Below are 26326 nucleotides of genomic sequence, written 5' to 3'. Positions count from 1 at the left end.
TGGCCTGGAGTGTGCGGTAAACCGAATGAGGATTATTGCAGCCTGCCGGCCCCGGTACAATAACGGGTTGCCGGGGTGAAAACTGACCAGGTGGCATTGCCGTCTCATTCCAGCAAAGCCACCGACTTGATCAGTGCATAAAGCCGGGTTCCGGTTTCAAGGCCGAGCTGGCGCACCGCCCGTGCGGTGATTTCGGCCAACACCAGTTGGCCGTCCTCGGTGCGACAGGCCACCACGCAGCGGTTGTCTCTGGGCGCATCGATGCGCTCGATGGTTACCAGCAGTTGATTCTGGATGCTGATCTGCTGGGGATTGACTAGCGACAGACTGACGTCCCGGGCCAGGATGCGCAGCCGAAGATTTGGTTTCGCCGGCGCCTGCGTGACATTGGGCACCCACAATCTTGCCTCCGGCGGACCAAACGGCCGGACTCCGTCTTCTTCGGTGTCGCCCAGAGCGCCCTCCAGCACCGACACGGCGCCGGCATCTTCAAACAGCGGTGAGTCCGGTCGGGCGAGGGACTGGTGCAGGGTTTCAATGCACTGTATCCGGCCGTTCTGCATGAATGCAATCCGGTCTGCCAGGCGTTGGATCTCATCCGGGGAGTGGCTGACCATAATGATCGGTACCCCCGACTCCGCCGCCATGCGGCCCAGAAACGGCATGATCTCGCGTTTGGTCTGAGTGTCGAGGGCCGCCATGGGCTCGTCGAGCAGCAGCAACTGCGGGCTGATCAGTAGTGCCCGGCCCAATGACACCCGCTGGCGCTGGCCCCCGGAGAGCTGATCGATGCGTCGGTTGAGCAGGTCGTCAATGCCGAGCATGGCGGTCACTTCGGGTGGGTGCAAACGGCGCAGGGCTGCCGGCGTCCGTTTATAGCCGTAAAGCAGGTTGTCCTGCACCGACAGGTGCGGCAACAGGCTGTGCTCCTGAAACACCAGGCCGATCCGGCGTTTGTGCAGGGGCACGAAGGCCCGGCCCTGCTGCCAGCACTGGTCGCCAAACCGCACAGTGGCGCCTTTGGCCCGTTCCAGGCCGGCAATCAGACGCAGCAGGGACGTTTTGCCACAACCGGAGCGGCCAAACAGCCCGGTCACGCCCTCAAGGGGCAACTCGTGGTCAACGTTGAGTTCAAAATCCTCGCCGTAGCGCAGCCGGGCCTGAACCTGAAGGTTCATACGCTGGCCACCCGAAAGCGGCGGGTGATGCTGTACACCACAAACAGGGTGATGAAGGCGAAGATCAGCAGCATCAGTGACAGGCTGTGGGCGGCGGCGTAATTCATGCCCTCGGCGTGGTCGTAGATCAGCACCGACAGCACCTTGGTCTCGCCGGGGATGCTGCCACCGAGCATCAGGATGACGCCGAATTCGCCCAGGGTGTGGGCAAAGGTCAGGGTGGCGGCGACCACAAAGCCGCCGCGGGTCAGTGGCAAGATTACCGTGCGGAACCGGTCCAGAGCGCCGGCGCCGAGGCTGCTGGCCACTTCGACCGGGCGCCGGCCGAGGTTGCTGAAGGCTTCCGTCAATGGCTGCACGGCAAAAGGCATGGAGTAGATGACCGAGGCGATCAGAATGCCTTCAAAGGAAAAGGCGAGATGATGGAAACCCAGGTCTTCGAGCGTTTTGCCGACAACCCCTCGCGGCCCGAGTGCCATCAACAGGTAAAAGCCGAGCACGGTTGGTGGCAGCACCAGGGGCAGGGCGACCACCGCCTGCACCACCACCCGGGCATAGGAGCGACCTTTGGCCAGCCACCAGGCCAGGGGCATGGCCAGCACCAGCAGGATGATGGTGGTGTACAGGCACAACCGGAAGGTGACCTCGATGGCCTGCCATTCGGCGGGTCCGAGTGTGAACATGGGCTTCCCTTACTGCCAGAAACGGTACGGTGGCATTGCCTACTCCGGCATGATAAAGCCGTAGCGGGTCATGATGTTGTGCGCCTGCCCGGTAGCCATAAACCCGGCAAACGCCATGGCCTCGGCTTTATTGCCGCCGCGTTTGGTGACCACATAGCCCTGGGTCAACGGGTTATGCAGGGCGTTGTCGATCAGGTGGTGCCCGTGCTTTGCCAGCTCGGGAAACCGGGCCAGAGACAACGCAATGATACCCACCTGAGCGGCGCCCGATTCGACCATCTGGGCGGTGTGGGCAATGTTCTCACCAAACACCAGTTTGCGTTGCACCGCCTGCCACACCCCGGCGGATTGCATGGCCTCTTTGGCACGCAGGCCGTAAGGCGCGTGCGCCGGTTGGGCGATGGCGATTCGGGTGACGGCGTCTGACGCCAGGTCTTCCAGGGTGAGGCCGACGGCGTTCACCGTGTTGCTCCAGATCACGATGCGGCCAAGGGCGTAGACCGCCGGCTCGGAACTGGTCAGGCCTTCGGCTTTGAGCCTTTCCGGGAAAGAAATGTCGGCGGAAAAGAAAAGGTCGTAGGGCGCGCCGTTGATGATCTGGGTGGTCATCTTGCCGGAGGAGCCGTAGATCACCTCAATGGCCGCGTCTGGGTTGGCTGTGCGGTACAGATCCACAATGTCATCGAGTGCATAACGCAGATCAGACGCTGCCGCGATGCGCAGGGGGCCGCTGGCGTGCAGGTGTGTGGTGAACAATACCAGCATCAGCAAGGCGATCCGTTGGCCGGATCTGGCAAGTAACGACATGCTCGGTCTCCGAAGGAGCGTGCGCGGCCGGACTGCGGCCTCAGTGATCGTAATCGTTATAGGTCATGGCCACCGCTTTGAAAATGGCGCGGCCTTTGTTCATGGTTTCTTTCCATTCCAGCCGCGGCACCGAGTCTGCGACTACGCCCGCACCGGCCTGGATGTGCAGGGTGTTGTCTTTGATCACCGCGGTGCGGATGGCAATGGCGGTGTCCATGTTGCCGTTGAACGACAGGTAGCCGACGGCGCCGCCGTACACGCCGCGTTTGACCGGCTCCAGCTCGTCGATGATTTCCATCGCCCGGATTTTCGGGGCGCCGCTCAGGGTGCCGGCGGGCAGGGTGGCGCGCAGTACGTCCAGGCAACTGGTGCCGGCTTTCAGGCGGCCGGTGACGTTGGAGACGATGTGCATCACGTGGGAATAGCGCTCGACGATCATCTTGTCGGTAAGCTTGACGGTGCCGGTTTCTGAGACCCGACCGGCGTCGTTACGGCCCAGATCAATCAGCATCAGGTGCTCGGCGATTTCTTTCGGGTCGGCCAGCAGGTCTCGCTCCAGGGCGTTGTCCTCGGCATCGGTCGCGCCGCGTTTGCGGGTGCCGGCGATGGGCCGCACAGTGACTTCCTCATCTTCGACCCGGGCCAGGATTTCTGGCGAGGAGCCCACAATGTGGAAGTCTTCCAGATCCAGGAAGTACATGTAGGGCGACGGGTTCAGCACCCGCAGTGACCGGTACAGATTCAGCGGTGGTGCTTCAAAGGGAATCGACATGCGCTGGGAGATGACGGTCTGCATGACGTCGCCGTCCAGCACATAGCCTTTGATCTTGTCGACCGCGGCTTCGAATTTGTCCTGGCTGAAGCCGGAAATAAAGTCGCTTTCATCCACCACCTTGCCGCGCAGGTGTTCCGGGGTGCGCGGGGCGTTGGTGGTTTGCCGGTGCAGCTGGCTTTCCAGTTCGTCGATGCGGGCCTGGGCCTGTTGGTAGGCTCCATCCACGGCCGGGTCGACGTGCACAATCAGGTGCAGCTTGCCGCGCAGGTTGTCGAACACCACGATTTCGTCCGACACCATCAGCAGGATGTCCGGGGTGCCAATCTTGTCGGGCGGGCAGCTCTGGCGCAGGCGCTTTTCAATGTAACGCACGGTGTCGTAGCCGAAGTAGCCGACCAGGCCGCCGTTGAAACGGGGCAGTTCGGGCAGATCCGGGGCGTGGAAACGCTGCTGGTATTCGTCGACAAAGGCCAGCGGATCGTCGACCTCGGCCTGCTCCACCAGCTCGCCATGGCGGCTCACTTCAATGCGATGATCGAAGACTTTCAGGACTTCCTGACTTGGCAAACCGATGATGGAGTAGCGACCCCATTTCTCTCCACCTTGAACCGACTCGAACAGATAGGAGTACGGGCCGCTGGCCAGTTTCAGGTAGGTGCTCAGGGGCGTGTCCAGGTCTGCCAGCACCTCCCGATAAACGGGAATACGATTGTAGCCGGCCTGGGCGAGCCCGGAAAATTGCTCGGGTGTCATGTCTCGGTTTCCTGAAGTCGGATCTGCATGTTTACAAAAGCTCAGTCAGCGAATCAACCACCGCATCTGCGCCGAGGCTGTCGACAGAACTGCCGAAGTTGTAGCCGTAGCGAACCGCGACGCAGGGTATGCCGGCCGCGCGGGCGGCGCTGACGTCGGCCACAGAGTCACCCACCATCACGGTGGTGCCCCGGGTCCCGCCCAGCTGTTCCATGGCGTGCACCAGTGGCGCTGGGTCTGGTTTTTTGACGGCCAGGGTGTCACCGCCTACGATCACCTCAAAGTATTGCTCAAGCCCGGTCTGCTGCAGCAAAGGTGCCACGAACTGGTCCGGTTTGTTGGTGACCACCGCCATTCGACAGCCCAGGGTTTTCAGGTGCGCCAGGCAATCGGTTACGCCGTCAAACACAGCGGCTTGCTGGCCATTCAGTTGCCGGTAGGCGTGATAGAAAATCGCCATAGCATCGTTATAGAGCGCATCGTCTTTCGCCGCGGGTGGCTCCCAGTCGACCTGGCGAGCCAGTGCCCGGCGTACCAGGACGCCGGAGCCATTACCCACCCAGTTGCGCACGTTCGCCAATCCGGCCGGGCTCCGACCCAGGTGGGCCAGCATCTGATCCACCGCCGCTGCGAGATCGGGCGCACTGTCGACCAGCGTGCCGTCCAGATCAAACAGGGCACAGCCAGGCCAGCGGGCGTTGAACAGGCCTTTAAGACTCATCCGCCGATGACCTTGCGGGCCTGCTCCAGCTCTTCGCGCATCGCGTCGATGGTGGTTTTGTAGTCCGGGGTATTGAAGATGGCAGAACCAGCGACAAAGGTGTCGGCGCCGGCTTCGGCGATGTCACGAATGTTGTCGACCTTGACGCCACCGTCGATTTCCAGGCGGATGTTGTAGTTGCTGGCATCAATACGCTTGCGGGCTTCGCGCAGCTTGTCCAGGGTGCCGGGAATGAACTTCTGGCCACCGAAACCCGGGTTGACCGACATCATCAGCACCATGTCGAGTTTGTCCATCACGTGATCCATGTGGCTAAGCGAGGTGGCGGGGTTAAACACCAGCCCGGCCTTGCAGCCACCGTCCCGGATCAGCTGCAGGGAGCGGTCGACGTGATTGGAGGCCTCGGGGTGAAAAGTGATGTAGCTGGCCCCGGCATCAATGAACATGCGGATCAGATCGTCCACCGGCGACACCATCAGATGCACATCAATCGGTGCGGTGACTCCGTGCTTGCGCAGTGCCTCACACACCATGGGCCCGATGGTCAGGTTGGGGACATAATGATTGTCCATCACGTCGAAGTGCACTACATCGGCACCGGCTGCCAGTACGTTATCGACTTCCTCGCCAAGACGGGCGAAATCGGCAGAGAGGATGGATGGGGCAATCAGAAAAGGGTTCATCAAGGGCTCTCTCGATCAGGTGAATTATCGGTTGCACAGGAACCCTGCTAGTCTAGCAGTTTGCCATGGATTTTCGCAGCGTGAGGTACACGGAATTGATACGCAGTCGGGCTAAGATTTGGGTTTGCTGGTTGGTTTTGGCGGGGCTGTCCGTTAATGCGCAGGCTCAGGAGGAGGATCAGCCGGAGCCTGACATGGCCAATGAGCGGGTTGCCGAGCGGCGGGCCATGTCGATGACTGGCTTGGGTGAGTGGGCACTGGCCAAGGCTTATCCCGAACGGGCAGTGTGGCTGGATCTGGAGGACGATGGCCGGGCGCTGGCGCTGTTTCAGCCAGAACTGAAAACGCCGGGACGGGGTGCGGTGATTGTGCTGGCAAACGAAGGTCAGACCGCCGCTGAAGGCTTGTCTGGCCCGCTGCTCCAGGCCTTGGCCGAGCGCGGATTTGCGGTGATGACGTTGGGGCTCAGGCCGCCTCCACAAAGTCTCGTTCGTCGCCGGCAGCAGCCCGGCGTGCCGGAACCCCGGAGGCTTGAGGGCGCGGATGACGATGACGATCAGGCCTCAGTGATGATTGATGTGGCGGAAGACGATGCACTCCAGGAATTGCTTGCGGACTATCGCAATGCGGTGCGCGAACTGCTCGATGCGGCCGCCGAAGATATGGAGCGGCGAGGTTATGAACAACCGGCTGTTGCCGGCATCGGTTGGTCGGCCGACTATGTCACAGGCTGGGCTGTCGGTCGGAATTCACTGGCGGGCGTGATCTGGCTGGCACCTCGTTTCCCTACCGATCGCTTGGCCGCCTTGCCGGAAATGTTGGCCGCGGATCGGCCCTGGCAGGTACTGGATCTGCACAGCGCGCATGGCAAAGCCCGCAGCCAGGGGGTGGCGCGCGCCGCTGACCTTGGGCGACAGCAGGTGGCCGGTTATCAGCGTCAGTCGATTGCGTTGGCAGGCCCGCCACAACCATCCGATGCCGACCGCCTGGCCAGTCGCATCAGTGCCTGGCTGGGCCGCTAAACCCGGCCAGTCTGCAGGAATGGCCCTGGCGGATGAATCACAGCGGGCGGTGCCGCTGTTTGATCAGGTCCCAGGCCTGCTGATAGCGTAATAGCTGATCTTTGGCCATGGCCACTTCGGATGGCGTCAAGTTTTGCTGGGCGAGTTTGTCCGGGTGGCAAGCCGAGACTTTTTTGCGATAAGTGCGTTTGACCGTTTCCAGGTCATCTCTGCGGGTCACGCCCAGAATCAGGCAAGCCTGCTCGTAGGTGCTGGGCTTGTTGGCGCTTTGACTGCTGCGAATCCAGACTTTGCTGGCGTAACTCTCGAAAATGTCGTCACTCACCGTTGTCGGTAACCCGAGTTGGTCAACGGCGTCTTCACAGCGATAGCGGCGAGTCTTGCCCGGTTGCCCCATCACCTGGGCACCGTGACACAGGCAGATTGCGGTCTTCAGTGCGGGGCTCGGCCACACCCGGGACATCAGGCGGAGCACAACGCCCTGTCCCAGCGGTAAGTGGTCGCTGTCCTTACCTCGCCGGAACTGTTCGATTGCCTTTTTACGTTGCCGAGTGGACAGCTTCAAGGCTTTCATCAACGACTCGGCATATCGGATGTCGGCGTCCATCACCCGGCCATCGGCCTTGGCAATATAACCTAACAAAAAGAATAAGGGTTTGCGGTACCAGCCTGGCAGCCTGGCTCTTTCGATCAGAACGCTGGCCTGGTGGCCGCAGCTGGACAGCTCTCGGAGCAGGTCGGCGAACGCGGATTCAATCCTGGCCGGTAACGGCGGCACGCTGGGCTTGGTCATGATGGCAGTTTGCCCTCTGTGAGCAAACGATCAAGTTCGGTCAGTCGTGCCGGCGTGCCGACATCAATCCACTGGCCATGGTGTTGCACCCCCTGCACCCTGTGTCTGGCCATGGCGTTGCGCAGCACCGGGCCCAGTTTGCCGGCGCTGTCGTCCAGCCCGGCAAACAGCCTTCGGTGTAGCAGACTGATGCCGGTAAAGGTCAGCTTGTCGGCTCCGCAGGCGCTCAGAACGCCGTCAGGGCCAAGGTGAAAATCGCCGTCCGGATGGTGAGCCGGGTTGTCGGTCATCACCAGAACCGCGTCGCAATCCGGGTTGGCTGGTGGTTGCAATTGCCCCAGTGGGAAGTCAGTCCAGATGTCACCGTTGATCACCAGAAACCAGCCATCGCTGCCTTCGATCAGTAGCGGCAGTGCCCGGACGATGCCCCCGGCGGTTTCCAGAGGTTCGCCCTCGGCCGAGTAGCGGATCTCAAGGCCAAACTGTTCGCCGTTGCCCAGGTGCTGCTCGATCTGTTGCCCGAGCCAGGCGTGGTTAATCACCACCTCCTGAAAGCCTGTTCTGCTCAGGTTATCCAGATGGTGGGTGATTAGCGCTTTGCCACCGGCCACCAACAATGGCTTGGGGGTGTGCAGCGTCAGTGGTCGCATCCGCTCGCCCTTGCCGGCGGCCAGTATCATGGCTTTCACGGCTGGGCAGTCTCGGGGGCAGGAAGTGGGCCGATGCGGTTTTCAATGGCAGGAATTACCACCTCACAGAGCCATTCATGGAAGTGGCGCAACGCCGGCTGTCTGGCGCTGGCATCGCGCAGGTAACCGACGGTTCTGGGGATGTCTCCCAGGTAGCCGGTTTTGCCATCGCGGATGGCCAGGCGGGCAAAAATGCCAGCGGCCTTAAGATGCCTTTGCATGCCCATCAATTCAAACCATTGCGCAAAAGTATCGGGATCGGCGCGGTGCAGTCCGGCCTCAAGGCTGATGGTCCGGTAGTGTTCCAACCATTCCCGCACCTTGACTTCGGGCCAGCGCAGGTAACAGTCTTTCAGCAGTGAGGCCACATCGTAGGTGACCGGGCCGCGCACGGCGTCCTGAAAATCAATCACACCCGGCTGTTCGCGGCCAGGAAGAATCAGCAGATTTCGGGAATGATAATCCCGGTGCACTGCCACCGCAGGCTGCGCCAGGGCGCTTTCTTTGAGCAGGGCAAAAGCGGTGTTCAGCATGGCTCGGTCCAGATTGCCCAGGGGCAATTGCAGGTGCTTTTCCAGCAGCCAGTCAGGGAATAGCGCCATTTCCCGGTCCAGTAACGCCTCATCGTAGGGCGACAGGGAGTGGTCGGGCTGGTCAGGGATTTGCCCGATGCGCACCAGTTCATCCAGTGCCTGCAGGTACAGAGTATCGGCGTTGGCCTGCGTGAGCATTGTCAGCATCAGTTGGTCGCCAAAGTCTTCCAGCAGCAGAAATCCCTGCTCGAGGTCCTCGGCGATGATGGCCGGAACGTTGATGCCGTGATCGCGCCAGTGCCGGGCAATGGTGACAAAGGGCCGGCAGTCCTCATGCTCAGGCGGTGCATCCATGATGATAAATGGCTTGCGAGGCTGGCCGGGTATCTCCTGCCATGCCCTGAAATAACGGCGGAAGCTGGCGTCACCGGAAACCGGCTCGGGGCTGGCGGTATCAAAGCCGGGGCGTTGCCTGACCCATTCGGTCAGCCGTTGCAGACGGATATCCATGGTTGTGCGGTGCTTCCTGAGTTTATTGATAGATAGCGAACGTTAGCAGAGGAGTATAAAGAGCGTAAAACGGATTTGCAGCGGTGTTTCCGTTAACAAGGCCGTGGGGCGCGTGTAAACTAGGCAGCTGTTTTTACTGAGCCATCATTCATCCGGACAGGAACTACGCCCCCGTGCCCAGTCACTACCGTCACCTGTTATGGTTCAAGCCCAGCGTTATCGGGCTTTTGCTGGGGATGGCGCTGGCTCCGGTGGTGGCTGTGGCGCAGGAAAAAACGGGCCAGGCCCTGACGGCCGCCGAGATTGACTGGCGCCCGAAAAACCAGTTGCCGCCAGAGTTTCAGGCGCAGTTACCGGTTTTCTGTGACGGCGGCTATCTGCCCTCCGGATCAGTTGGTGCTCAGGTGCCGTTGTTCCCGGAAGGCGGGTCGGGTTCGGCACCGCTGGAAGCCAGTGCGCTCAACGCCCGATACGAGCTGGATGCGGAGCTGTATCTGCAGGGCGATGTGCGCGTGCGTCAGGGCAGTTTCCAGGCCACCGGTTCAGAAGCCCGGTATGACACCCGGTCCGGTGACGTGGCCCTGCAGGGGCCGTTGGTCAGCCGCGGCGAGGGATTTCTGCTAACCGGTGAAAGTGCCCGTTACTCGGTGCAGTCCGGCCAGCTCGACATCAACACGGCCACTTTTTTGCTGCATGACTCCGAGATGCGCGGCCAAGCAGCTTCACTGTCCCGGGTTGGTGAGAATCAGGTCCTGATCACCGATGGCCTGCTGACTACCTGCGGCCCTGGCCAGAATGACTGGGCCATCGTGGCGTCTGATATCGAGCTGGATCAGGCGGAAGGCTTCGGCACGGCCCGGCACGTGCGTCTTGAGGTGCTGGATACGCCGGTGTTTTACTGGCCCTACATTACTTTTCCCATTGATGACCGCCGCAAGACCGGGTTTTTGTACCCCCAGTTCGGCTCTTCCAGCGCCGGCAGCGGTGGTTTCCTGGCGCTGCCGTATTATCTGAATCTGGCGCCCCGTTACGACGCCACACTGACGCCGCAGTACATCCATGGCCGTGGTTTGTTTACCGAGGCCGAGGGGCGTTATCTGAGCCGGCTCGGGGAGTCGGTGCTGCAGGTCGGTTACATCAATGACGATTCCGCCTATAAAGACGATTATCCCGGGGCCGATGGCGAACGCTGGGCACTGGATTTCAGCACGTTGGCGCGTTTGGGTGGCGGCTGGACGGGCTACGGTGATTATTCGGTGGTGTCTGATGAAGACTATCTGAGTGATCTGAACCGCTCGCTGGAAATTAACCAGGCCACGCATCTGCAACGGCGGGGTGGCGTGCGCTACGCTGGCCAGAACCAGTATTTTGATGCGTATCTGAACGGCTATCAGACCATCACCGAGCGCATTGCCGACGTCGATAAACCCTACGCTCAGTTGCCGGAGGTGCTTTATGCAGGCACCGTTGGGCTGGGAATGTTTGAGGCCGCTCTGGAAAGCCAGTACACCTGGTTCTATCGCGACAACGACACGCTTACCGGTCTTGACCGGGCCAATGGCCAGCGGGTGCGAGCGGTTCCGGAACTGGCGTTGCCCATGCGGGCCCTGTGGGGCTTCAGTCGGCCATCGGTTAGCCTGGATTACACCCGCTACGACCTGGAAGATTACACCCTGGGCGACAGCAGTTTTGATCGCACCGTGCCGGTGTTTGAGTGGGACAACGGCCTGTATTTCGATCGCCGTTCAAGCCTGTTCGACATTCCCTACAATCAGACGTTTGAGCCCCGTTTATACTATGCCTGGGCCGATGCTGAAGCGGACCAGAACGACATTCCGGATTTTGACACCGGTTTGAAAAGCTTCCGCTTTGACCAGCTGTTCCAGCGCGACCGCTTTACCGGGGGTGACCGGGTAGGCGATGCTAACCAGCTCACGGTCGCCCTGACCAGTCGTTTCAACGATCTGCTGACCGGCGCCGAGCGGGCGCGGGTCAGCTTGGGTCAGGTACACTATTTTGATGACCGGGAAGTAGACCTGTTCGGTCAGGGAAGCTCCGATCGCAGCAGCTCGCCGCTGGCGGGTGAACTGGTGCTGAACCCGATTGAGAATCTGGAAATCCGAAGCTCCGGGCTTTGGGATCACGACACCGGCAACACCGAAGAAGGCCGCAGTCAGCTGATCTTCCATTCACAGGATTACCGGTACCTGGCGACCCTGGGTCACACCTATAGCCGCCCGGAAGATCTTGAGCAGACGGACATTGGCATGGTGTTCCCGGTGACCAACCGCCTCAGTGCCATTGGTCGCTGGGTTTATGATTCTGGCCTGGACCGGACGGTCGGTACCCTGGCCGGACTTGAATACAACAACTGCTGCTGGAGTGTTCAGGTGGTGCATCAGAGCTACCTGACCGATGATGAGCAACTGGATAACCAGGTGCTGTTCAGAATCGAGCTGAAAGGACTTGGCGGCAGTGGCGGTGCCTCCGACAACATTGCCGATGCCATTTACGGCTATGACGAACGCGAGCGCCGGCGGTTTGGAACTCAGCGCCGTTAAAACGAACTAAAGCCATCGGCCCTGTTCCCGGACCGTTGGCACAGAATGCAACAACCCAAGAGGTGACTATGAAGGCGACTGTACGCCACGGACTGATCCTGCTGCTGACGATGGCCATGATGGCCCTGTCGGTGACAGCCCATGCTGAAAGACAGGTGCTGGACCGGGTGGTGGCCATTGTCGATGACGATGTGATCCTGCAGACCGAGCTGAACGCTCGCGTTAATACCATTGTCGGCCGGCTCAGCGCCCAAGGCACCGGCCTGCCACCTCGCCAATTGCTGGAAGAACGGGTGCTGGATCAACTGATCTCCGAATCCATTCAGCTGCAGATGGCGGGCCAGATGGGTATGCGTATCAGCGATAACGAGCTCAACGAAACCCTGAGCAACATCGCCCGCAGCAATAACCTGACTCTGGCCCAGTTTGAGGAACAACTGGCGGAAGAGGGTGTGACCTATCAGCAGGCCCGAGAGCAGATCCGCAACGAGATGCTGTCAAGCCGTGTTCAGCAGCGCCGGGTGGGTAACAGGGTCCGGATCACTGACCGCGAGGTGGAGAACTACCTGCAGGCCCAGGCTGGTCGTGGTCCGGATGCCGCCGAGTACCGTCTGGCTTACATTTATCTTCAGGTCGATGACCCGGGCAATGAGACGGAGGTTGACCAGGTTCGGGCCAAAGCGCAGAACCTTCGTCAGCAAATCCTCGACGGTCGTGATTTCCGGGAAGTTGCAGTAGCCGAATCGGACGCCGGTAACGCCCTTGAAGGCGGTGACATGGGTTGGCGCACCGACAGCCAGCTGCCCTCCCTGGTGGCCCCGATTGTGCCGGAGATGGAGGTTGGTGTGCCGTCCGAGGTGTTGGAAAACAACAGCGGCTTCCACCTGGTAATTGTGATGGACAAGCGTGGCGGCGAGCAGCAAATGGTGATCCAGCAGCATCGAGTGCGTCACATTCTGGTGCGTCCGTCCGAAGCGGTTACCGAGGCGCAGGCCGAAACCCGGATTCGGGACATCTATCGCCAACTCCAGGACGGCGCTGAATTTGCCACCCTGGCCCGTGAGTTGTCTGACGACCCGGTGTCCGGTTCCGATGGCGGCAACCTGGGCTGGGTCAGTCCCGGCCAGATGGTTCCGGCCTTTGAACAGGCGATGCTGGACGCCGAGGTTGGCGAACTATCCGGCCCGGTCCGTTCCCAGTTTGGCTGGCACATTCTTGAGGTGGAAGAGCGCCGTCAGCAAGATGTGACCGCCGAAAACCGCCAATCCCAGGCGCGCCAGGCCATCTACCAGCGGAAATTTGAAACCGAGCTGCAGAACTGGCTGCGGGAGATCCGCGACGAAGCCTTTGTCGAGTTCAAAGGCGAATACGCCGACCTGGACCCGGCCCGCGAGGAAAGCGACCCATCATGAGTCATCCGGTCATTCTGGCCCTGACCGCCGGCGAACCGGCCGGCATCGGGCCGGAACTGTGCCTGCAACTGTCCGGTGAACCCCGCAGTGCCGGCATTGTGGTGGTCGCCGCCAAAGCGCTGCTGGCTGAGCGCGCCAAACAACTGGGCCTGCAGGTAGCGTTGCACGACTGGCAACCCGGCGAGGCGCCGCAAACTCGTGCAGGTCACCTGTCAGTGTGCCAGGTAGACGGCTGCCAAAGCACCGTTGCCGGCCAGCTCGATACCGGCAACAGTCAGTACGTGCTGGACACCCTGACCGTCGCCGCCAACGGCTGCCTGAACGGCGACTTTGACGGTATGGTGACCGCGCCGGTGCACAAAGGTGTGATCAACGACGCCGGCATTGCCTTCAGTGGCCACACCGAATTTCTGCAGGCGCTCTGCGGTGTTGAGCGGGTGGTGATGATGCTGGCCACCGATGAGTTGCGGGTGGCTCTGGTAACCACTCACTTACCTCTGAAAGACGTGGCGGCGGCGATTACTCCGAAGCGGCTGACACAGGTAACCCGTATTCTCAATGCCGACCTGAAAACCTTCTTTGGTATTCAGCAGCCGCGCATTCTGGTGGCTGGGCTGAATCCTCATGCCGGTGAAGGTGGCCATCTGGGCCGGGAGGAGATCGAGGTGATTGAACCCACGCTGGACCAGCTCCGCCAGGAAGGGATTCAGCTGACCGGTCCGTTGCCGGCAGACACGCTGTTTACCCCGCACTGGCTGAACGATGCCGATGCGGTACTGGCCATGTATCACGACCAGGGCCTGCCGGTCCTGAAATTCCAGGGCTTTGGCCGCGCCGTTAACATTACCCTTGGCCTGCCCATTGTGCGCACGTCGGTCGATCACGGCACCGCCCTGGATCTGGCTGGCACCGGCAAGGCCGATGCCGGCAGCCTGCACACCGCCATTCGCGTAGGCGAACACATGGCCCGCAGTCGCCGGGCGGCCAAGGCCGGAGAACCCTCATGAGTAACCAGCACGGCCACAAAGCCCGTAAACGCTTCGGCCAGAATTTTTTGCACGACCCCGGCGTGATCGAGAAAATCGTTCGCTCCATCAGCCCCAAGCCCGACGATGCCATGGTCGAGATTGGCCCTGGCCTGGGCGCCATCACCGAAGAAATTCTGGCGGTGAATCCGCGCCTGCAGGTGGTGGAACTGGATCGGGATCTGATTCCGGTGCTGCGCACCAAGTTCTTCAACTACCCGGAGTTCCGGATTCACGAGGCGGATGCGCTCAGTTTTGATTTCAGCCAGCTGGTCACCGATCGCCCCCTGCGCATTGTTGGTAACCTGCCGTACAACATCTCGACACCGCTGATTTTCCATCTGCTGACGCAATCCGGCGTGGTGCAAGACATGCACTTCATGCTGCAAAAGGAAGTGGTGCAGCGGATGGCGGCGACACCGGGCGACAACAACTATGGCCGTCTGGGTATCATGACCCAGTATTTCTGCAAGGTGCAGCCCTTGTTCGAGGTAGGTCCGGGCGCGTTCCGACCGGCCCCGAAAGTGGACTCCGCCATTGTCCGGCTGGTGCCCCATAAAGTGCTGCCGCACCCGGCGAAAGACCTGAAAACCCTGCAGGCGGTGGTGCGTACCGCCTTCAACGCGCGCCGGAAAACCCTGCGCAAGGCGCTGGCGGCATTGGTCACCGTCGAACAGTTAAACTCCCTCGGCATCAACGATGGCTTGCGCCCGGAAAACCTGAGCCTGGCCGATTTCGTCAAGATCGCTGACCTGCTGGTAGACTCTGGGTCACTGAATTCAGAAGCTGACGAGGTAAGTAATGACTGACTACGCCATTGGCGATATTCAGGGTTGCTATGATCGCCTGCGCGATGTGCTGGCAAAAGTGGACTTCTCGCCGTCCCGGGACCGGCTCTGGGTCGCCGGTGACCTGATCAACCGCGGGCCATCGTCCCTGGAAACCCTGCGCTACATTGAAGGCCTGGGTAATGCTGCCGTGGTGGTGCTGGGCAATCATGATTTGCACTTGCTGGCATTAGCGTTGGGTGGCCACAGCCCGAAAAAGAAAGACACCCTGCACGATATTCTGGAGGCTCCGGATCACGACCGGCTGATTCAGTGGTTACGTCAGCAGTCTCTGATGGTCCGGGATGACGCCCGCAATCTGGTGATGGCTCACGCCGGCCTGCCCCATATCTGGAGCCTTGATCAGGCGGAGGCCCGCGCGCGCGAGGTGGAAGCGGTGATCCGTGGCGACCAGGCCCGGGAATATTTCAGCCAGATGTACGGCAATCAGCCAGAACGCTGGTGTGATACCCTCACCGGGATGGACCGGTGGCGGGTGATTACCAACTACTTCACCCGAATGCGCTTTATTGCCCAGGACGGCAGCCTGGAACTGGCCACCAAAGAGTCCGCGGACAACGCCCCCGCCGGTTATGCACCCTGGTTCACCTATTCCCGACCGGACAACGTGCGAGTCATCTTCGGCCACTGGGCCGCACTGGAAGGCCATACTGGCCATGAACGCTTTATCGGCCTGGATACCGGCTGTGTGTGGGGCGGTGCCCTGACTCTAATGAATCTTGACAGCGGAGAGCTGATTCACTGTGACTGCAGTTAACTCACAAGCGATGGTGATTCGTTGGGCGCTGGCGATCGGCGCGTTGGCTGGCTTGTTGGCGGTCATGGCCGGCGCATTTGGCGCCCACGGACTGCGCCATGTGGTCAGTGAACGGGGCCTGGAGGTGTTCCAGACTGCGGTCAGCTATCAAATGTATCACGCCTTGATGCTGGTCGCCGCCAGTCTGATGCCGGCGCTGGGCCTGTCGCGCCGACTGCTGGTAATCGCTTGTGGCTTCTTGCTGGCCGGCATGGTGCTGTTCAGCGGCAGTCTGTATTTGCTGGTGCTGTCTGGTGCCCACTGGCTCGGGCCGGTTACCCCGATCGGTGGTGTCTGCTTCATGATTGGCTGGGCCCTGCTGGTGGCAGCGGCCCTGAAAAAATAACGGAGGTTATCCGAATCATGCAGGTACAGGTTAATGGTGAAGGCATGGAGCTCCCTGACGGAGCCACCATCGCAGCCCTGATTGAGCGCCTCACGCTGACCGGAAAGCGGTTGGCGGTCGAGGTCAACGAAGACATTGTTCCCCGCAGCCAGCACCCGGACTTCGCCCTGAGCGAAGGCGACCGGGTGGAAGTGGTGCACGCCATTGGCGGCGGGTGATGGTGGGTTCCTGTTGATTGCGCTCCCGAACGCATCCTTCTTTTCACTGAACTCAGGTAGGTTATGACAGACACACCGCAAATCCAGCTCCCCGAAGACAAGCCCCTGGAAATCGCAGGCCGGATCTACCAGTCCCGTCTGTTGGTCGGCACCGGCAAATACCACGATCTGATGGAAACCGGCCACGCCATCGAAGCCAGTGGCGCCGAAATCGTCACCGTCGCCGTGCGTCGCACCAACCTGGGCCAGAACCCGGACGAGCCGAACCTGCTGGATGTGATCTCCCCGAAAACCTACACCATCCTGCCCAACACCGCCGGCTGCTACACCGCCAAAGACGCGGTGCGTACCTGCAGACTGGCCAGGGAACTGCTCGACGGTCACGATCTGGTCAAACTGGAAGTGCTGGGTGAGCACAAAACCCTGTACCCCAATATGCCGGAAACGTTGGTCGCGGCGGAAGAACTGATTAAAGACGGTTTCAAGGTGATGGTGTACTGCTCGGACGACCCGCTGCTGGCCATGCGCCTGGAAGACATGGGCTGTGTTGCCATCATGCCCCTGGGCGCACCGATTGGCTCCGGTCTGGGTATCCAGAACCGCTACAACATCCGGCTGATTGTCGAGAATGCCAAGGTGCCAGTGCTGGTAGACGCCGGCGTGGGTACCGCCTCCGATGCCACCATTGCCATGGAGTTGGGCTGCGACGGCGTATTGATGAACACCGCCATCGCCCAGGCCAAAGATCCGATCAAGATGGCCAACGCCATGCGCCTGGCCATCGAAGCCGGCCGCGAAGCCTATCTGGCGGGCCGTATGCCCAAGAAGCTTTACGCCAGTGCGTCTTCGCCCATTGACGGTACGTTTTTCTGATTTGAATCATTAGCAATCTGCCGCAGACGACACGGACATTCACGGACGAAAGGAGCAGGTAGTTGTTGTCCGTGCCCGTCTGCGGCTAAAAAAAGAAACCAGAGCGCTGTAGTCCTGATATGACCAACCAGAAACCCAGCCGGCGGGAGAACATCCTGCAGGCGCTTGTTGAATTGCTGCAAAACGATCCGGGGGCCCGCATTACCACGGCCGGCCTGGCCAAAAATGTGGGTGTGACCGAGGCGGCGTTGTACCGGCATTTTCCCAGCAAGCGGAAGATGTTTGAGGCGCTGATCGAGTTTGCGGAGGAGGCGGTGTTTTCCCGCTGTCAGGTGATTCTGCAGGAGCAGGAAGACGTTCGGGTTCGCCTGCAACAGTTGGTGCATCTGGTGTTGGTGTTCGCCGAGCGCAACCCAGGCTTGTGTTGTGTGCTGACCGGCGATGCCCTGATGGGCGAAGACGAGTCGCTGCGCAAGCGCGCCTCCCAGTTCTTCGAGCGCCTGGAAACCCAGATCCGGCAGGCCCTCAAAGAAGGCGAAATCCGCCAGGGCTTACGGCCCCGCACCAGCGCCGCCCGTGGTGCCGATTTCGTCATGGTCTTCCTCGAAGGCCGCATTCAGCGCTTTGTCCGGTCGTCTTTCTCCCGGTTGCCGTCTGCGGACTTTGACGAAGCCTGGGCACTGGTTTCGGAATCGGTTTGGGGCTGAGGTCGGGAGTTCTGCCTCCCAAACCTCAAAAGCTGGGTGCCGAGCCCAGGTCGTAGCCGGAGGCTGACCGCAGGATAGACCGAACCGGCTCCCACACTGCTGGTGCCGAAATCAGGATGTCGCGGCCCCAGAGGTCGGCCGGGTAGCCGGCTGGCACTTCGCCGAAATGGCCGACGGTGGCGCCGGCTTCCCAGGCGATCAGGCGGGCGGCAGCGAAATCCCAGGGGCTGACGTTCTCGTAGTAGATATCCAACCGGCCGCAGGCCACCCAGCAGATGTCCAATGCGGCGGAGCCGATGCGGCGCAGGTCGCGGCATTGATGAATCATCGCATCCAGCCGGCGCACCAGCGGTTCCAGATTGTCTTTGGTGTACGGAAACCCGGTGGCGAACAGGGACTGGCGGGGGTCGGTGGCGCCGCTGTGTTGGATGGGATTGCCGTTCAGGGTCGTACCCTCGCCCTTGGTGACGCGGAAGGTTTCGCCGGGGAAGGGCGCGTGCACCACGCCCACCTGAACCTGGCCTTTTTCGGCGTAGGCAATGGACACCGCTACCTGAGGATGGCCGTAGGCGTAGTTTACCGTGCCGTCGATCGGGTCGATGATCCACAGCGGGGTATCCAGCGACTCCGCCTGAGACAGGTCCGGCATGGTTTCTTCAGACAGAATGCGGTGATCAGGGAAGCGTGCGCGGATGGCGCCGGTGATGAATTCATCGGCCATGACATCGGCGTGAGTGACCAGCTCGGTCTGGTGCTTATAGTCGGTGCGCAGGGTGTTCTGGTCGCGCTCATGGCGGATCAGCTCGCCGGCCTCTTTGGCCAGAGCTTCGGCGAAATCGGTTAATTCGCGCAGAGAAATGGAATCAGACATGGCACCCCCGGGTTCAGAAACGTGAGGGTGCCAGTCTAACACGGAGCGGTTACAAGCTGTTCAGCCACCCCTCCATCTTGTCCATGGCCGCCACCAGACGCGGGCAGGCTTGATGGATGAAATCTTCTCCCAGGGTCTGATCAGCGTAGTCACCACCGGCCAGGGCCAGGGCCTGAGTGCCGTCAAAGTCGACGAAGGCCAGGCGTGCCCCCATGTGGTCCGGCACAAAGCCGAAGTCACTGGCGGGCAGAATAGCCACGCCAGTGTCTTCCAGCAGGGCAGTGCAAAACGCCTGAGAAGTCTTGATGTCTCTTCGGGCCAGCTTGTCGTAGAAGCTCGAGAAGTCCGGGAACAGGTAGAACGCGCCTTCCGGTTTCTGCACCACCGCACCCATGGCGCTCAGACGCCGGTACATGAATTCGCCCACCACCTTGAGCACCCGCCGGGACTGGATCAGATATTCGTTAATGTCTTCGCCGCCCTTGAAGGCGGTGATGGCCGCGTGCTGGATTGGCGCGCTGGTGGAGGTGAAGGTTTCGCTGGCGATGATCGCCATGGCGTCCTGCAGCGGGCGCAGTTCCGGCGGAAAGATAAAGGTGCCCAGGCGCCAGCCACCGGCGCCCAGCCACTTGCTCATGCCGGTGCTGATGATGGTACCTTCCGGGTAGTAGCGCGCGATCGACTTGTGCCGGCCCTCAAAGTTGACTTCCCCGTAGATCTCGTCGGACAGCAGGATGATCTTGTACTTGCGGGCGACGTTGGCGATGGCCAGCAGCTGGTCGTCGGTGTAGGTGCAGCCGGTCGGGTTAGACGGGTAGTTCAGAATCAGAATGCGCGGGCGCGAAGGGTCATCCCGGCAGACGATGTCGAGCTCCTCCGCGGTCAGTTGCCAGTTGTTCTCGGCGTGGGTTGGCAGCCAGTGTACCGAGCGGCCGATGATGCGGGCCTGGGGTGCGTAGGACACCCAGCTCGGGCGCGGAATCAGCAAGTCGCCGTAGTAGGCCAGCTGCAGGATGAACAGCAGTTCTTTGGAGCCCGGGCCGATCAGCACGTCTTCCCAGGTGCAGCGCATGCGCTCATTGCGGTTGATGTAACCGGCAATGGCTTCGCGCAGGCCCTTCAGGCCCTTGACCGGCAGGTAGTCTTTCTCATGGGCGTGCTCTCTGAGCGCGTCGACCACCCGTTCCGGTACCGGGAACGGCGACTGCCCGAGGCCCAGTTTGATGATGTCCTTGCCTTCGGCCCGGAGCTGGTTGCTCAGCTCGTTGATGCGAAGGGTGGCTGAGGGCTGAATGCCCCGCACGTTCAGGTTAATCGCGTAACGGTGATCGTTTTTGATGTCCATTGTCCCGGTCTGTTGGTTGTTGGTGTGACACCGGCAGTATAGGAAACACGGCCACCGCTGTGGTCTGGATTCGGGTAGGCAATTGCCGAAACCTGGTTACCGGATTTTGATCCAAACCTCCACCCGACCGTTGCGTTGATCACCGCTACCGCCGATGGGCATAAAGTGTCCGTAACCAGTATAGGCAACGTTGGCGGCACCTGCCTGAGCCAGTGCCCGGCGCACTGACAGCGCCCTGAGCTCAGAAATCATCTGAGCCCGGAGCTCATTGCTCTGGGTGTCGGCAAACCCGATCAGCAGCAGATCGCTGGACGAACGCTCGTGCTGATCCAGAAAATGTTTGATCCGAAGCAGGTCCCGCTGGGCCTTGTTGTCCAGTTTGGTGCGGCCCTCGGCGAACCTGAAATTAACGGTTAGACGTTCGTAGTTTTGGGTCAGGCGCCGAAAGCTTTCCGGTACCGAATCGTCGAACCGGGGTTTGACTGCGATCGGGTTCTGGGAAATAAAGCCGGACTCCGCCACCAGGGCCTGGCCCTCGGCGCCCAAAGAAAATTCAATCAGAGCCCTGGCGTGTTCAGGCGTACGTTCGCCCATGGTGTACAGGTACAGCCTTCGGGATAAAGGATAATCTTCGCTGGCGACGGTCAGCTGATTGGGCGATAACGCCGGGGCATTGCCGTCAGAAACCGCCAACAACTTGCTGCCGCGTACCGAGGCCAGGCCCGAAAAGCCGATGCCGCCAGGATCGTTTGATACGTCGTCGGAAAGCTGGTCATTGGATTCATAGCGTCGGGCCGAGTCATCCAGCTGAAAAGTTTTGCCAAGCACCAGAGACTTGAACGTGTCCCAGGTACCCGAGCGATCGTCGCGTGCATAGAGGTTGATCGGGAGGTTTTCGCCGCCCAATTGCGACCAGTTGCCAATTTTTCCCGCGAAAATCTGGCCAATGGTGTCAATGCTGAGTTGGTTTATCCGGTTTGACGGGTGTACCAGGATAGCCAGGCCATCAATCGCGATGACATGTTCACTTTCCAGTGCCGTCAGGTCGGCTTGCTGACGAACTTGATCCGCTTCGCCAGGCCGGACCGGCCGGGATGATGCCCACACGCCAGCCTGACCACTGGCCAGGGTCCGGAAACCTGTGCTGGAGCCGTGGGCTGCCACCAGTACGCTGACACTTTTGCCATTCGCACGAACACTGAGGACCTGCTCATTCTCCTGCCCGGTGGCGCGGCTGCGCACCTCGCGTTCACTCATCTGCTGCAGGTGGCCGGTCACCAGCATGGGGGCGAGTGTGGCACCAACGGTGTTCGAACCGTGAATTTCGAGGTCAAAAGCAGATGCCGGTGAGAGCCAGGTCAGGCTGATCAGCAGAATATGGCGGGGTGAGAGTGGTTTGCGCAGGGAGCCAAGCATTTCAGGAAAACCTATTCAGTACAAGGAGTTGTGAAGCGGAAAGAATGCTACAAAAATATGACAGTTTTGTTTCAATCGGGGCGTTGGCAGGCCTGGACGCTGATATATTTGTAATAAAGTGTTAAGCAGACCTCTGAGCGACGGGTCCGGTTAGCTTATAGTGGCGTATCCGCAGACACAAAAATAAACAACGCGGGAGCCAGATAATGATCGCAACAACGCTTGGGAGTGGTGCACCGTCTGTTATGCCATCAACCGGATGGCTTTTTGAACAGGTGTTGCTGGTGGACGATCACGCCCTGTTTGCACAAGGATTGGCGGTAATTATTCAGCAAGAGAGCCTGGCGAATAAGGTAGTCATAGTGCCATCGGTCGAGGCTGCCACCGACAGTCTTGTTCATCGCCGGGGCTTTGATCTGGTGCTTCTGGACCTGACTCTGGACGGTGAGGCGGGATTATCACTGTTCGCCCGGCTGTCAGGCCATGACGGAGTGCCTCCCGTGGTAATCATTTCCAGCAGCGATGACGAATGCACCGTTCGTGCGGCCCGTGCTGCCGGTGCCAGAGGCTTTCTGGCCAAGTCGGCCAGCCGGGCGGCGCTGGTCCGGATGATGCGGGCCGTCGGCCAGGGTCAGGGCTATTTCCCTGGTGGTGTGACCCCGCTCGATGCCGATGTGCCGTTAACCCCGCGTCAACTGGATGTGCTGTCACTGCTGGCTCAGGGCTTTCCCAACAAGCGCATTAGCCAGAGTCTGGATCTGACCGAGCACACCGTCAAAACTCACCTGAAAGCAATCTTTACGCACCTGGCGGTACACAACCGGACCGAATGCGTTAATAAGGCCCGACGTCTGGGCTGGTTGTAGCCGGCAGTTCGGTCCAGAACACGGAGCCTTGTTGTGGCGCTGAATCCACACCACACCGGCCTTGCATCAGGCTGGTGAACTCCTGAACGATGGCCAGACCAAGCCCCAGCCCGGGGTAGTGACTCTGGCCATCACCCCGAACATACGGCTGGAACAGCCGGTCTTTGAGTTGTTCTGGCAGGCCCCGGCCATTGTCTTCAATCAGTAATCGCAGATGCGTGCCCTGGGCCTGAATGTTCATCCGGATGGTATCGCAACCACTGTGGTCGGCGGCATTGATAATCAGGTTCTGCAGTACCCGCAGCAGCAGGCTGGGGTCAGCCAGAACCGTCTGGGTGACCGGTTGTGCGGGAAGGTTCAGCTCAATGCCGCGGTTGGCAAGTGTGGCGGCCATCAGGTCATGGATTTCTTGCAGGATGCTCTGAAGATTTACCGGTTGGATCTCGGCTCGGATCATGCCCTCATTAAGCCGGGCGCTGTCAAAAACGGTTTCAAGCAATCGTCGCAGCTGAAACACCGTGTCTTTGAGCTGTACCACCATGGCTTGCTGGTGGTCACTGCCGTGGCCTGGATCGAGCGTTTCCAGAGTCATATCGATAGCGTTCAAAGGCTGGCGCAAATCATGACTGGCGGCGGTGATCAGCTGGGTTTTGCGCCGGCTCTCATCCTCTGCGGCCTGGTGCATCAGATCCAGAAGTTGCCGATCCAGAAAGTGGGCCCGATGGCGGTATTCACTGATCCAGGCGCCGATCATGCCGATCACGTTGGCGGTCATCAGAAAAAAGCCATTGCTCAGGGTGATCGTCATCGGTGTGTTCGCCCACCATTCCGCGAACAGATAAGCGCCCACTAACAGGCAGGACGACAGCGACGCGGCACGGCAGGGCAGGCCCATGGCGAAGTAGCCAAACATCAGCATCAGGATCATGCCCTCGTAGGGCAGGGGGTATGCCTGGTGCCGGGCCGCCAGGATAATGGCGATGACACTGAGCCCGCCGCCGAAATAAGCCAGGGTGTATAGCTTTTCGAAGGTCTGATCTGAAGGTTGGGTCCGGTGGGCAAGCCAGAGCGTGATGGCAATAAGCGGGCAGGTGATGGTCAGCCGGATGCTGGCGGTAACCCGGGCCAGTTCCGGTGGCAAGGTCAGCAGGTCGACGCCGGCGTAGATCAGGAAAATCAGCAGCCCGGCTACGGACGCCACCCGTGCCCGTTGTCGGATCATGGCGGAACGGTAAAGTTGGTAGTGGCCTTCCAGTGGCGCGGCAAAGCGCAGTGATACGAAACCACTGGCTTGCTGGTGTGTGATCTGGTCGGCCTTCATCGCGGGTTCCAACAGTCATCGTCACCCGATTGTAATGCGCCGGGGCGCTCGGGAGCCATAAGCGCTTTACGGTCAGCTTTGGTCCAGCAGCTTCAGGCGTGCCCAAGTCTGCTCCTGTTCGTCGGGAAAGTGCTGCTGCAACAGCTGTTCACGGTGCTGTTGCCGCTCGGCATCCACCAGCCCGGCGGTTGTGCCGTCTTGCAACGTCTGGTCAAAATTCTGGAAGCGCTGGTCGAAAGCCTGGCGTTGTTGCAGATAGCCCACCACGCCCTCGACACTCTCGCGGTCCAGCCCTAGGTCTGACAGTCTCTGACCTGCCGCTTCTGGTGAAGGTGCAGATTTCACCGCCATAACTCGCTGCTGGTGCACGAGGGTGCTGTCGTGCAGGCGCTGCTCGGTAGTTCTTAATGATTCCGGCAGCTGGCTTCTGTGCCAATCGAGCAAGGCCTGTTTGCCTTCGTTGGTCAGATCGGGGCGTTGCTGAATGGCAAGAGTTGCCAGCGTGTACTCACTGTAGGCTTCTTCCAGACCGAAGAAGGCCTTTCGGGCTTCAGATTCAAACGTGTCTTGCCTGAGGCCTTTTAGTTGCGCCAAGGCATTTCCCAGCGCGGTCAGTTGATAGTCTGGATCATGCTGCCGGCTTGGATCCAGTTCCGTTTGCATGACGGTTAGCGATGACTGCTTGTAAGCGAGATACTGATCCAGCAGCGCCATCGCCTCACGGGCGGCGGTCTCAGGCAAATGTTGCAGTGCCATTTGCTGAATCTGGCCAATCGCGGTTTCGGGTGACACTTCGCCGACGGTGTTCAGGAAATAGTCAAAGAAGTCCCGCACTTCCAGACCCAGGATCAAGTGACCGCTGGCATCAGCTTGCAAAGCACCGTCGATGTCCGTGCCCTGCAGTGAGGGCGCAAAGGGATCGGTGCCCAGCGTTGGCGGGGTTCGGTGTTCAGCAGGCAACCGGTTTGACTGCTCGAAGGGCGCTATTGCCGCCGTGTTGGCAACCTTTTCCGGTGCTGAGGTTGAGCTAGTCGCCGGAGTGGAAGCGTGTTCGGGTAGTTGCGATGGCAAGTCCTGCCCCCACCAAAGAGCACTGCCGGCCATGAGGGCCAGCACTGCTCCGGGAACCAGCCACCGACGTGTCGTGATGGGTCTTCTGGTCATACTTGCCTCACAATCCGCGGTTTTTCAGACGGTTGGCGTGACTGCGATAGAGGCTGACCGGGTTGGTCCACAGTGAACGGGCACCCAGCAGGTGATTGATGGCATCGACGTGGTTCATATCGTAGTGAGTTCCGATAACGTTGCCCATCATGGTGGCGCAGACACCAACCAGGCCATCGCTCGGCTCACGGCCGAAGGCCAGTGCTGTAATGCCCAGAAACGGATCGGTAATGTCGAAGACATTGGTCCATACGCCGCGACCGGTCCAGGAGAAGAACTTAATCCTGTTACCATTAATCCAGACATTTTCATCGGTACCGGCACAGGCGTTGCGGTTGACGCCTTTCCAGCCAAGGGCATTGTTAAGGTTGGTGGTGCCGGGGGTGGTCAGAGTTTGCAGGGCGGCCAGGCCATCCTGGGGATTGCTCGCACCCGAGAGGGCGTTGATCAGGCCACCTGCGGCGTTGGCAATGGCATTCACGCCCCCTTCAACATGGCTGCCCGGCGGCAGCACCCCCCGGATTACATCGGCGACTTTCGAGCCTTTGTTGACACCGTTAATCGAGGTAACGGAGGCAATGCGGTGGGGAATCAGTGCGGCGGTCACTCGGGATGTGGGCGCACCTTGGCTGTGAGCCATCAGGTTTACCTTGGCGTGGCCCAGGCCGTTCACGTAGTTGGCCAGTTGCTGGCCACGCTGTTCGCTACTGTTCACAAACGACACGCTGGCACTGTAGACCCGGGCGCCGCTGCGTTCCAGATTCCAGGGAATGGTGTGGAAGTAATTGACCAGACCACCAAGGGTGTTGAAACCGGTGACGCCATGCACCAGCACAATCGGGTGTTGGGTCTTGGTGTAGTTGGCGTGGCTCACCATTGAGAAGATCAGCATGAGGCACGCGGCCATCAGCCGGAAAGGCTTGGCATAATGCATAAATGACTCCTGTTGTTTTTGTTGGGTTGTCGTAATGCAACAAGGAGTATTGCGGGGCAGGCTATGCGGTGGTAATCACCCATTTGGGTGAGGTCGGGGCGAATTAAAGCTGGCGGGCGTCAGAACCGATGGGGTTCGAGTTCCATTTGCAGGATGTTACGGCCAAGCATGATAATCCGGCCGGTGTAGCGTTCTTCACCGGTGGTGGTGAAGTCAAACAGAAAGCGGCGCCATACTCTGAGATTGCCGTGCTGATCGCGCTTGAACCAGAGCCCGCGCAGATACACGGCGTCATCGAGTAGCAGCACGTCCATGGTCTTGCAGTAGCGCTGGGTTGCCTGCAAGACAAAATCCTTGATGTCTTTGGCTCGCCACCAGTACCAGACAGCAAAGCCGGCGACAAAAAGCCAGAAAAGGGTTCCGAGGGTCAAGGTGCTGACGATCCTGATGATTGCGTTGATGAAGTTGGTTAATTC

At 60.2% G+C, this 26326-nt stretch carries 27 protein-coding genes; 11 read left to right on the top strand and 16 right to left on the bottom strand.

Annotated features, from left to right (window positions below; genetic code table 11):
* Positions 1–104 precede the first annotated feature (104 nt).
* Genes modC through rpe form a run of 6 tightly spaced genes read right to left on the bottom strand, consistent with a single transcriptional unit; the run spans position 105 to position 5600 of the window.
* Positions 105–1178 (bottom strand): molybdenum ABC transporter ATP-binding protein, encoded by a 1074-nt coding sequence (gene modC, locus C7H08_RS08845; protein WP_106671361.1) that lies wholly within the window; start codon positions 1176–1178, stop codon positions 105–107.
* Positions 1175–1861 (bottom strand): molybdate ABC transporter permease subunit, encoded by a 687-nt coding sequence (gene modB / locus C7H08_RS08840; RefSeq protein ID WP_106671360.1) that lies wholly within the window; start codon positions 1859–1861, stop codon positions 1175–1177. The genes modC and modB overlap by 4 nt, the downstream gene beginning before the upstream one ends.
* A 39-nt stretch (positions 1862–1900) precedes the next feature.
* Positions 1901–2668, bottom strand: a complete 768-nt coding sequence (gene modA / locus C7H08_RS08835; RefSeq protein ID WP_106671359.1) for a molybdate ABC transporter substrate-binding protein — start codon at positions 2666–2668, stop codon at positions 1901–1903.
* Between the two features lie 40 nt (positions 2669–2708).
* Positions 2709–4196 (bottom strand): anthranilate synthase component I, encoded by a 1488-nt coding sequence (gene trpE / locus C7H08_RS08830; RefSeq protein ID WP_106671358.1) that lies wholly within the window; start codon positions 4194–4196, stop codon positions 2709–2711.
* Positions 4197–4227: 31 nt separating this feature from the next.
* Positions 4228–4917, bottom strand: coding sequence for a phosphoglycolate phosphatase (locus tag C7H08_RS08825; protein ID WP_106671357.1), 690 nt, complete (start codon positions 4915–4917; stop codon positions 4228–4230).
* Positions 4914–5600, bottom strand: a complete 687-nt coding sequence (rpe, locus tag C7H08_RS08820) for a ribulose-phosphate 3-epimerase (RefSeq protein ID WP_106671356.1) — start codon at positions 5598–5600, stop codon at positions 4914–4916. Before rpe ends, C7H08_RS08825 begins: the two co-directional genes overlap by 4 nt.
* A 65-nt stretch (positions 5601–5665) precedes the next feature.
* Here rpe and C7H08_RS08815 point away from each other — a divergent pair, with 65 nt between their 5' ends.
* Positions 5666–6622 (top strand): DUF3530 family protein, encoded by a 957-nt coding sequence (locus C7H08_RS08815; RefSeq protein ID WP_106671355.1) that lies wholly within the window; start codon positions 5666–5668, stop codon positions 6620–6622.
* A gap of 37 nt (positions 6623–6659) precedes the next feature.
* Here C7H08_RS08815 and C7H08_RS08810 read toward each other — a convergent pair whose 3' ends face one another.
* From C7H08_RS08810 to C7H08_RS08800, 3 genes are read right to left on the bottom strand one after another with little or no spacing between them, the layout of a single operon-like run.
* Positions 6660–7415 (bottom strand): co-chaperone DjlA, encoded by a 756-nt coding sequence (locus tag C7H08_RS08810; RefSeq protein WP_106671354.1) that lies wholly within the window; start codon positions 7413–7415, stop codon positions 6660–6662.
* Positions 7412–8104 (bottom strand): N-acetylmuramate alpha-1-phosphate uridylyltransferase MurU, encoded by a 693-nt coding sequence (gene murU / locus C7H08_RS08805; RefSeq protein ID WP_106671353.1) that lies wholly within the window; start codon positions 8102–8104, stop codon positions 7412–7414. The genes C7H08_RS08810 and murU overlap by 4 nt, the downstream gene beginning before the upstream one ends.
* Complete coding sequence (locus C7H08_RS08800) at positions 8101–9147, bottom strand: aminoglycoside phosphotransferase family protein (RefSeq protein ID WP_106671352.1); 1047 nt, start codon at positions 9145–9147, stop codon at positions 8101–8103. Before C7H08_RS08800 ends, murU begins: the two co-directional genes overlap by 4 nt.
* A 236-nt stretch (positions 9148–9383) precedes the next feature.
* Here C7H08_RS08800 and C7H08_RS08795 point away from each other — a divergent pair, with 236 nt between their 5' ends.
* The 9 genes from C7H08_RS08795 to slmA all read left to right on the top strand — a co-directional run bounded on the left by C7H08_RS08795 (position 9384) and on the right by slmA (position 17933).
* Positions 9384–11708 carry an LPS-assembly protein LptD gene (locus tag C7H08_RS08795; RefSeq protein WP_106671562.1) on the top strand — a complete coding sequence of 775 codons (2325 nt, stop codon included), beginning with the start codon at positions 9384–9386 and terminating at the stop codon, positions 11706–11708.
* Between the two features lie 68 nt (positions 11709–11776).
* Positions 11777–13120: a peptidylprolyl isomerase gene (locus C7H08_RS08790; protein WP_106671351.1), complete on the top strand. Its 1344-nt coding sequence runs from the start codon at positions 11777–11779 to the stop codon at positions 13118–13120.
* Positions 13117–14127 (top strand): 4-hydroxythreonine-4-phosphate dehydrogenase PdxA, encoded by a 1011-nt coding sequence (gene pdxA / locus C7H08_RS08785; RefSeq protein ID WP_106671350.1) that lies wholly within the window; start codon positions 13117–13119, stop codon positions 14125–14127. Before C7H08_RS08790 ends, pdxA begins: the two co-directional genes overlap by 4 nt.
* A complete protein-coding gene (rsmA, locus tag C7H08_RS08780; RefSeq protein ID WP_106671349.1) occupies positions 14124–14954 on the top strand; it encodes a 16S rRNA (adenine(1518)-N(6)/adenine(1519)-N(6))-dimethyltransferase RsmA in 831 nt (276 codons plus the stop codon). The genes pdxA and rsmA overlap by 4 nt, the downstream gene beginning before the upstream one ends.
* Positions 14947–15750, top strand: coding sequence for a symmetrical bis(5'-nucleosyl)-tetraphosphatase (locus tag C7H08_RS08775; RefSeq protein WP_106671348.1), 804 nt, complete (start codon positions 14947–14949; stop codon positions 15748–15750). The genes rsmA and C7H08_RS08775 overlap by 8 nt, the downstream gene beginning before the upstream one ends.
* Positions 15751–15760: 10 nt before the next feature.
* Complete coding sequence (locus C7H08_RS08770) at positions 15761–16135, top strand: DUF423 domain-containing protein (RefSeq protein WP_106671347.1); 375 nt, start codon at positions 15761–15763, stop codon at positions 16133–16135.
* Positions 16136–16152: 17 nt separating this feature from the next.
* Positions 16153–16353 carry a sulfur carrier protein ThiS gene (gene thiS, locus C7H08_RS08765; RefSeq protein ID WP_106671346.1) on the top strand — a complete coding sequence of 67 codons (201 nt, stop codon included), beginning with the start codon at positions 16153–16155 and terminating at the stop codon, positions 16351–16353.
* A 63-nt stretch (positions 16354–16416) separates the two neighbouring features.
* A complete protein-coding gene (locus tag C7H08_RS08760; RefSeq protein WP_106671345.1) occupies positions 16417–17226 on the top strand; it encodes a thiazole synthase in 810 nt (269 codons plus the stop codon).
* A gap of 119 nt (positions 17227–17345) precedes the next feature.
* On the top strand, positions 17346–17933 hold the full coding sequence (gene slmA / locus C7H08_RS08755; protein ID WP_106671344.1) for a nucleoid occlusion factor SlmA: 588 nt from the start codon (positions 17346–17348) through the stop codon (positions 17931–17933).
* Positions 17934–17958: 25 nt separating this feature from the next.
* Here slmA and C7H08_RS08750 read toward each other — a convergent pair whose 3' ends face one another.
* From C7H08_RS08750 to C7H08_RS08740, 3 genes are all read right to left on the bottom strand, one after another.
* Positions 17959–18804, bottom strand: coding sequence for an inositol monophosphatase family protein (locus tag C7H08_RS08750; protein WP_106671343.1), 846 nt, complete (start codon positions 18802–18804; stop codon positions 17959–17961).
* Positions 18805–18853: 49 nt separating this feature from the next.
* Positions 18854–20149 carry a pyridoxal phosphate-dependent aminotransferase gene (locus C7H08_RS08745; RefSeq protein WP_106671342.1) on the bottom strand — a complete coding sequence of 432 codons (1296 nt, stop codon included), beginning with the start codon at positions 20147–20149 and terminating at the stop codon, positions 18854–18856.
* Between the two features lie 96 nt (positions 20150–20245).
* The gene (locus tag C7H08_RS08740; protein WP_106671341.1) at positions 20246–21565 is read right to left on the bottom strand and encodes a substrate-binding domain-containing protein; all 1320 of its coding nucleotides are present in this window, start codon (positions 21563–21565) and stop codon (positions 20246–20248) included.
* Between the two features lie 206 nt (positions 21566–21771).
* Between C7H08_RS08740 and C7H08_RS08735 the strand changes: the two genes are divergently transcribed.
* The gene (locus tag C7H08_RS08735) at positions 21772–22431 is read left to right on the top strand and encodes a response regulator transcription factor (RefSeq protein ID WP_106671340.1); all 660 of its coding nucleotides are present in this window, start codon (positions 21772–21774) and stop codon (positions 22429–22431) included.
* On the opposite strand, the gene C7H08_RS08730 is transcribed toward C7H08_RS08735, so the two are convergent.
* The 4 genes from C7H08_RS08730 to C7H08_RS08715 all read right to left on the bottom strand — a co-directional run bounded on the left by C7H08_RS08730 (position 22400) and on the right by C7H08_RS08715 (position 26281).
* On the bottom strand, positions 22400–23752 hold the full coding sequence (locus C7H08_RS08730; RefSeq protein WP_165793949.1) for a sensor histidine kinase: 1353 nt from the start codon (positions 23750–23752) through the stop codon (positions 22400–22402). The genes C7H08_RS08735 and C7H08_RS08730 overlap by 32 nt on opposite strands.
* 72 nt (positions 23753–23824) lie before the next feature.
* Positions 23825–24916 carry a lipase secretion chaperone gene (locus tag C7H08_RS08725; protein ID WP_106671338.1) on the bottom strand — a complete coding sequence of 364 codons (1092 nt, stop codon included), beginning with the start codon at positions 24914–24916 and terminating at the stop codon, positions 23825–23827.
* 7 nt (positions 24917–24923) lie between these two features.
* Positions 24924–25850: an esterase/lipase family protein gene (locus tag C7H08_RS08720; protein WP_106671337.1), complete on the bottom strand. Its 927-nt coding sequence runs from the start codon at positions 25848–25850 to the stop codon at positions 24924–24926.
* A gap of 119 nt (positions 25851–25969) precedes the next feature.
* On the bottom strand, positions 25970–26281 hold the full coding sequence (locus tag C7H08_RS08715; protein ID WP_106671336.1) for a DUF3301 domain-containing protein: 312 nt from the start codon (positions 26279–26281) through the stop codon (positions 25970–25972).
* Positions 26282–26326: the final 45 nt, after the last annotated feature.

The sequence above is a fragment of the Marinobacter halophilus genome (assembly GCF_003007685.1).
Lineage (GTDB): Bacteria > Pseudomonadota > Gammaproteobacteria > Pseudomonadales > Oleiphilaceae > Marinobacter > Marinobacter halophilus.
This window is presented reverse-complemented; position numbering and strand designations above follow the sequence as displayed.

Bases quoted from the DNA above. Each gene is read 5' to 3' on its own strand.
- C7H08_RS08760 (WP_106671345.1), top strand. From the start codon at position 16,417: ATGACAGACACACCGCAAATCCAGCTCCCCGAAGACAAGCCCCTGGAA.
- C7H08_RS08740 (WP_106671341.1), bottom strand. From the start codon at position 21,565: ATGCTTGGCTCCCTGCGCAAACCACTCTCACCCCGCCATATTCTGCTG.
- C7H08_RS08735 (WP_106671340.1), top strand. From the start codon at position 21,772: ATGATCGCAACAACGCTTGGGAGTGGTGCACCGTCTGTTATGCCATCA.
- thiS (WP_106671346.1), top strand. From the start codon at position 16,153: ATGCAGGTACAGGTTAATGGTGAAGGCATGGAGCTCCCTGACGGAGCC.
- C7H08_RS08810 (WP_106671354.1), bottom strand. From the start codon at position 7,415: ATGACCAAGCCCAGCGTGCCGCCGTTACCGGCCAGGATTGAATCCGCG.
- rpe (WP_106671356.1), bottom strand. From the start codon at position 5,600: ATGAACCCTTTTCTGATTGCCCCATCCATCCTCTCTGCCGATTTCGCC.
- rsmA (WP_106671349.1), top strand. From the start codon at position 14,124: ATGAGTAACCAGCACGGCCACAAAGCCCGTAAACGCTTCGGCCAGAAT.
- C7H08_RS08725 (WP_106671338.1), bottom strand. From the start codon at position 24,916: ATGACCAGAAGACCCATCACGACACGTCGGTGGCTGGTTCCCGGAGCA.
- modB (WP_106671360.1), bottom strand. From the start codon at position 1,861: ATGTTCACACTCGGACCCGCCGAATGGCAGGCCATCGAGGTCACCTTC.
- slmA (WP_106671344.1), top strand. From the start codon at position 17,346: ATGACCAACCAGAAACCCAGCCGGCGGGAGAACATCCTGCAGGCGCTT.
- pdxA (WP_106671350.1), top strand. From the start codon at position 13,117: ATGAGTCATCCGGTCATTCTGGCCCTGACCGCCGGCGAACCGGCCGGC.
- C7H08_RS08730 (WP_165793949.1), bottom strand. From the start codon at position 23,752: ATGAAGGCCGACCAGATCACACACCAGCAAGCCAGTGGTTTCGTATCA.
- C7H08_RS08770 (WP_106671347.1), top strand. From the start codon at position 15,761: ATGGTGATTCGTTGGGCGCTGGCGATCGGCGCGTTGGCTGGCTTGTTG.
- trpE (WP_106671358.1), bottom strand. From the start codon at position 4,196: ATGACACCCGAGCAATTTTCCGGGCTCGCCCAGGCCGGCTACAATCGT.
- C7H08_RS08790 (WP_106671351.1), top strand. From the start codon at position 11,777: ATGAAGGCGACTGTACGCCACGGACTGATCCTGCTGCTGACGATGGCC.
- C7H08_RS08795 (WP_106671562.1), top strand. From the start codon at position 9,384: ATGGCGCTGGCTCCGGTGGTGGCTGTGGCGCAGGAAAAAACGGGCCAG.
- modA (WP_106671359.1), bottom strand. From the start codon at position 2,668: ATGTCGTTACTTGCCAGATCCGGCCAACGGATCGCCTTGCTGATGCTG.
- C7H08_RS08815 (WP_106671355.1), top strand. From the start codon at position 5,666: ATGGATTTTCGCAGCGTGAGGTACACGGAATTGATACGCAGTCGGGCT.
- C7H08_RS08775 (WP_106671348.1), top strand. From the start codon at position 14,947: ATGACTGACTACGCCATTGGCGATATTCAGGGTTGCTATGATCGCCTG.
- C7H08_RS08750 (WP_106671343.1), bottom strand. From the start codon at position 18,804: ATGTCTGATTCCATTTCTCTGCGCGAATTAACCGATTTCGCCGAAGCT.
- C7H08_RS08745 (WP_106671342.1), bottom strand. From the start codon at position 20,149: ATGGACATCAAAAACGATCACCGTTACGCGATTAACCTGAACGTGCGG.
- C7H08_RS08825 (WP_106671357.1), bottom strand. From the start codon at position 4,917: ATGAGTCTTAAAGGCCTGTTCAACGCCCGCTGGCCTGGCTGTGCCCTG.
- C7H08_RS08720 (WP_106671337.1), bottom strand. From the start codon at position 25,850: ATGCATTATGCCAAGCCTTTCCGGCTGATGGCCGCGTGCCTCATGCTG.
- modC (WP_106671361.1), bottom strand. From the start codon at position 1,178: ATGAACCTTCAGGTTCAGGCCCGGCTGCGCTACGGCGAGGATTTTGAA.
- C7H08_RS08800 (WP_106671352.1), bottom strand. From the start codon at position 9,147: ATGGATATCCGTCTGCAACGGCTGACCGAATGGGTCAGGCAACGCCCC.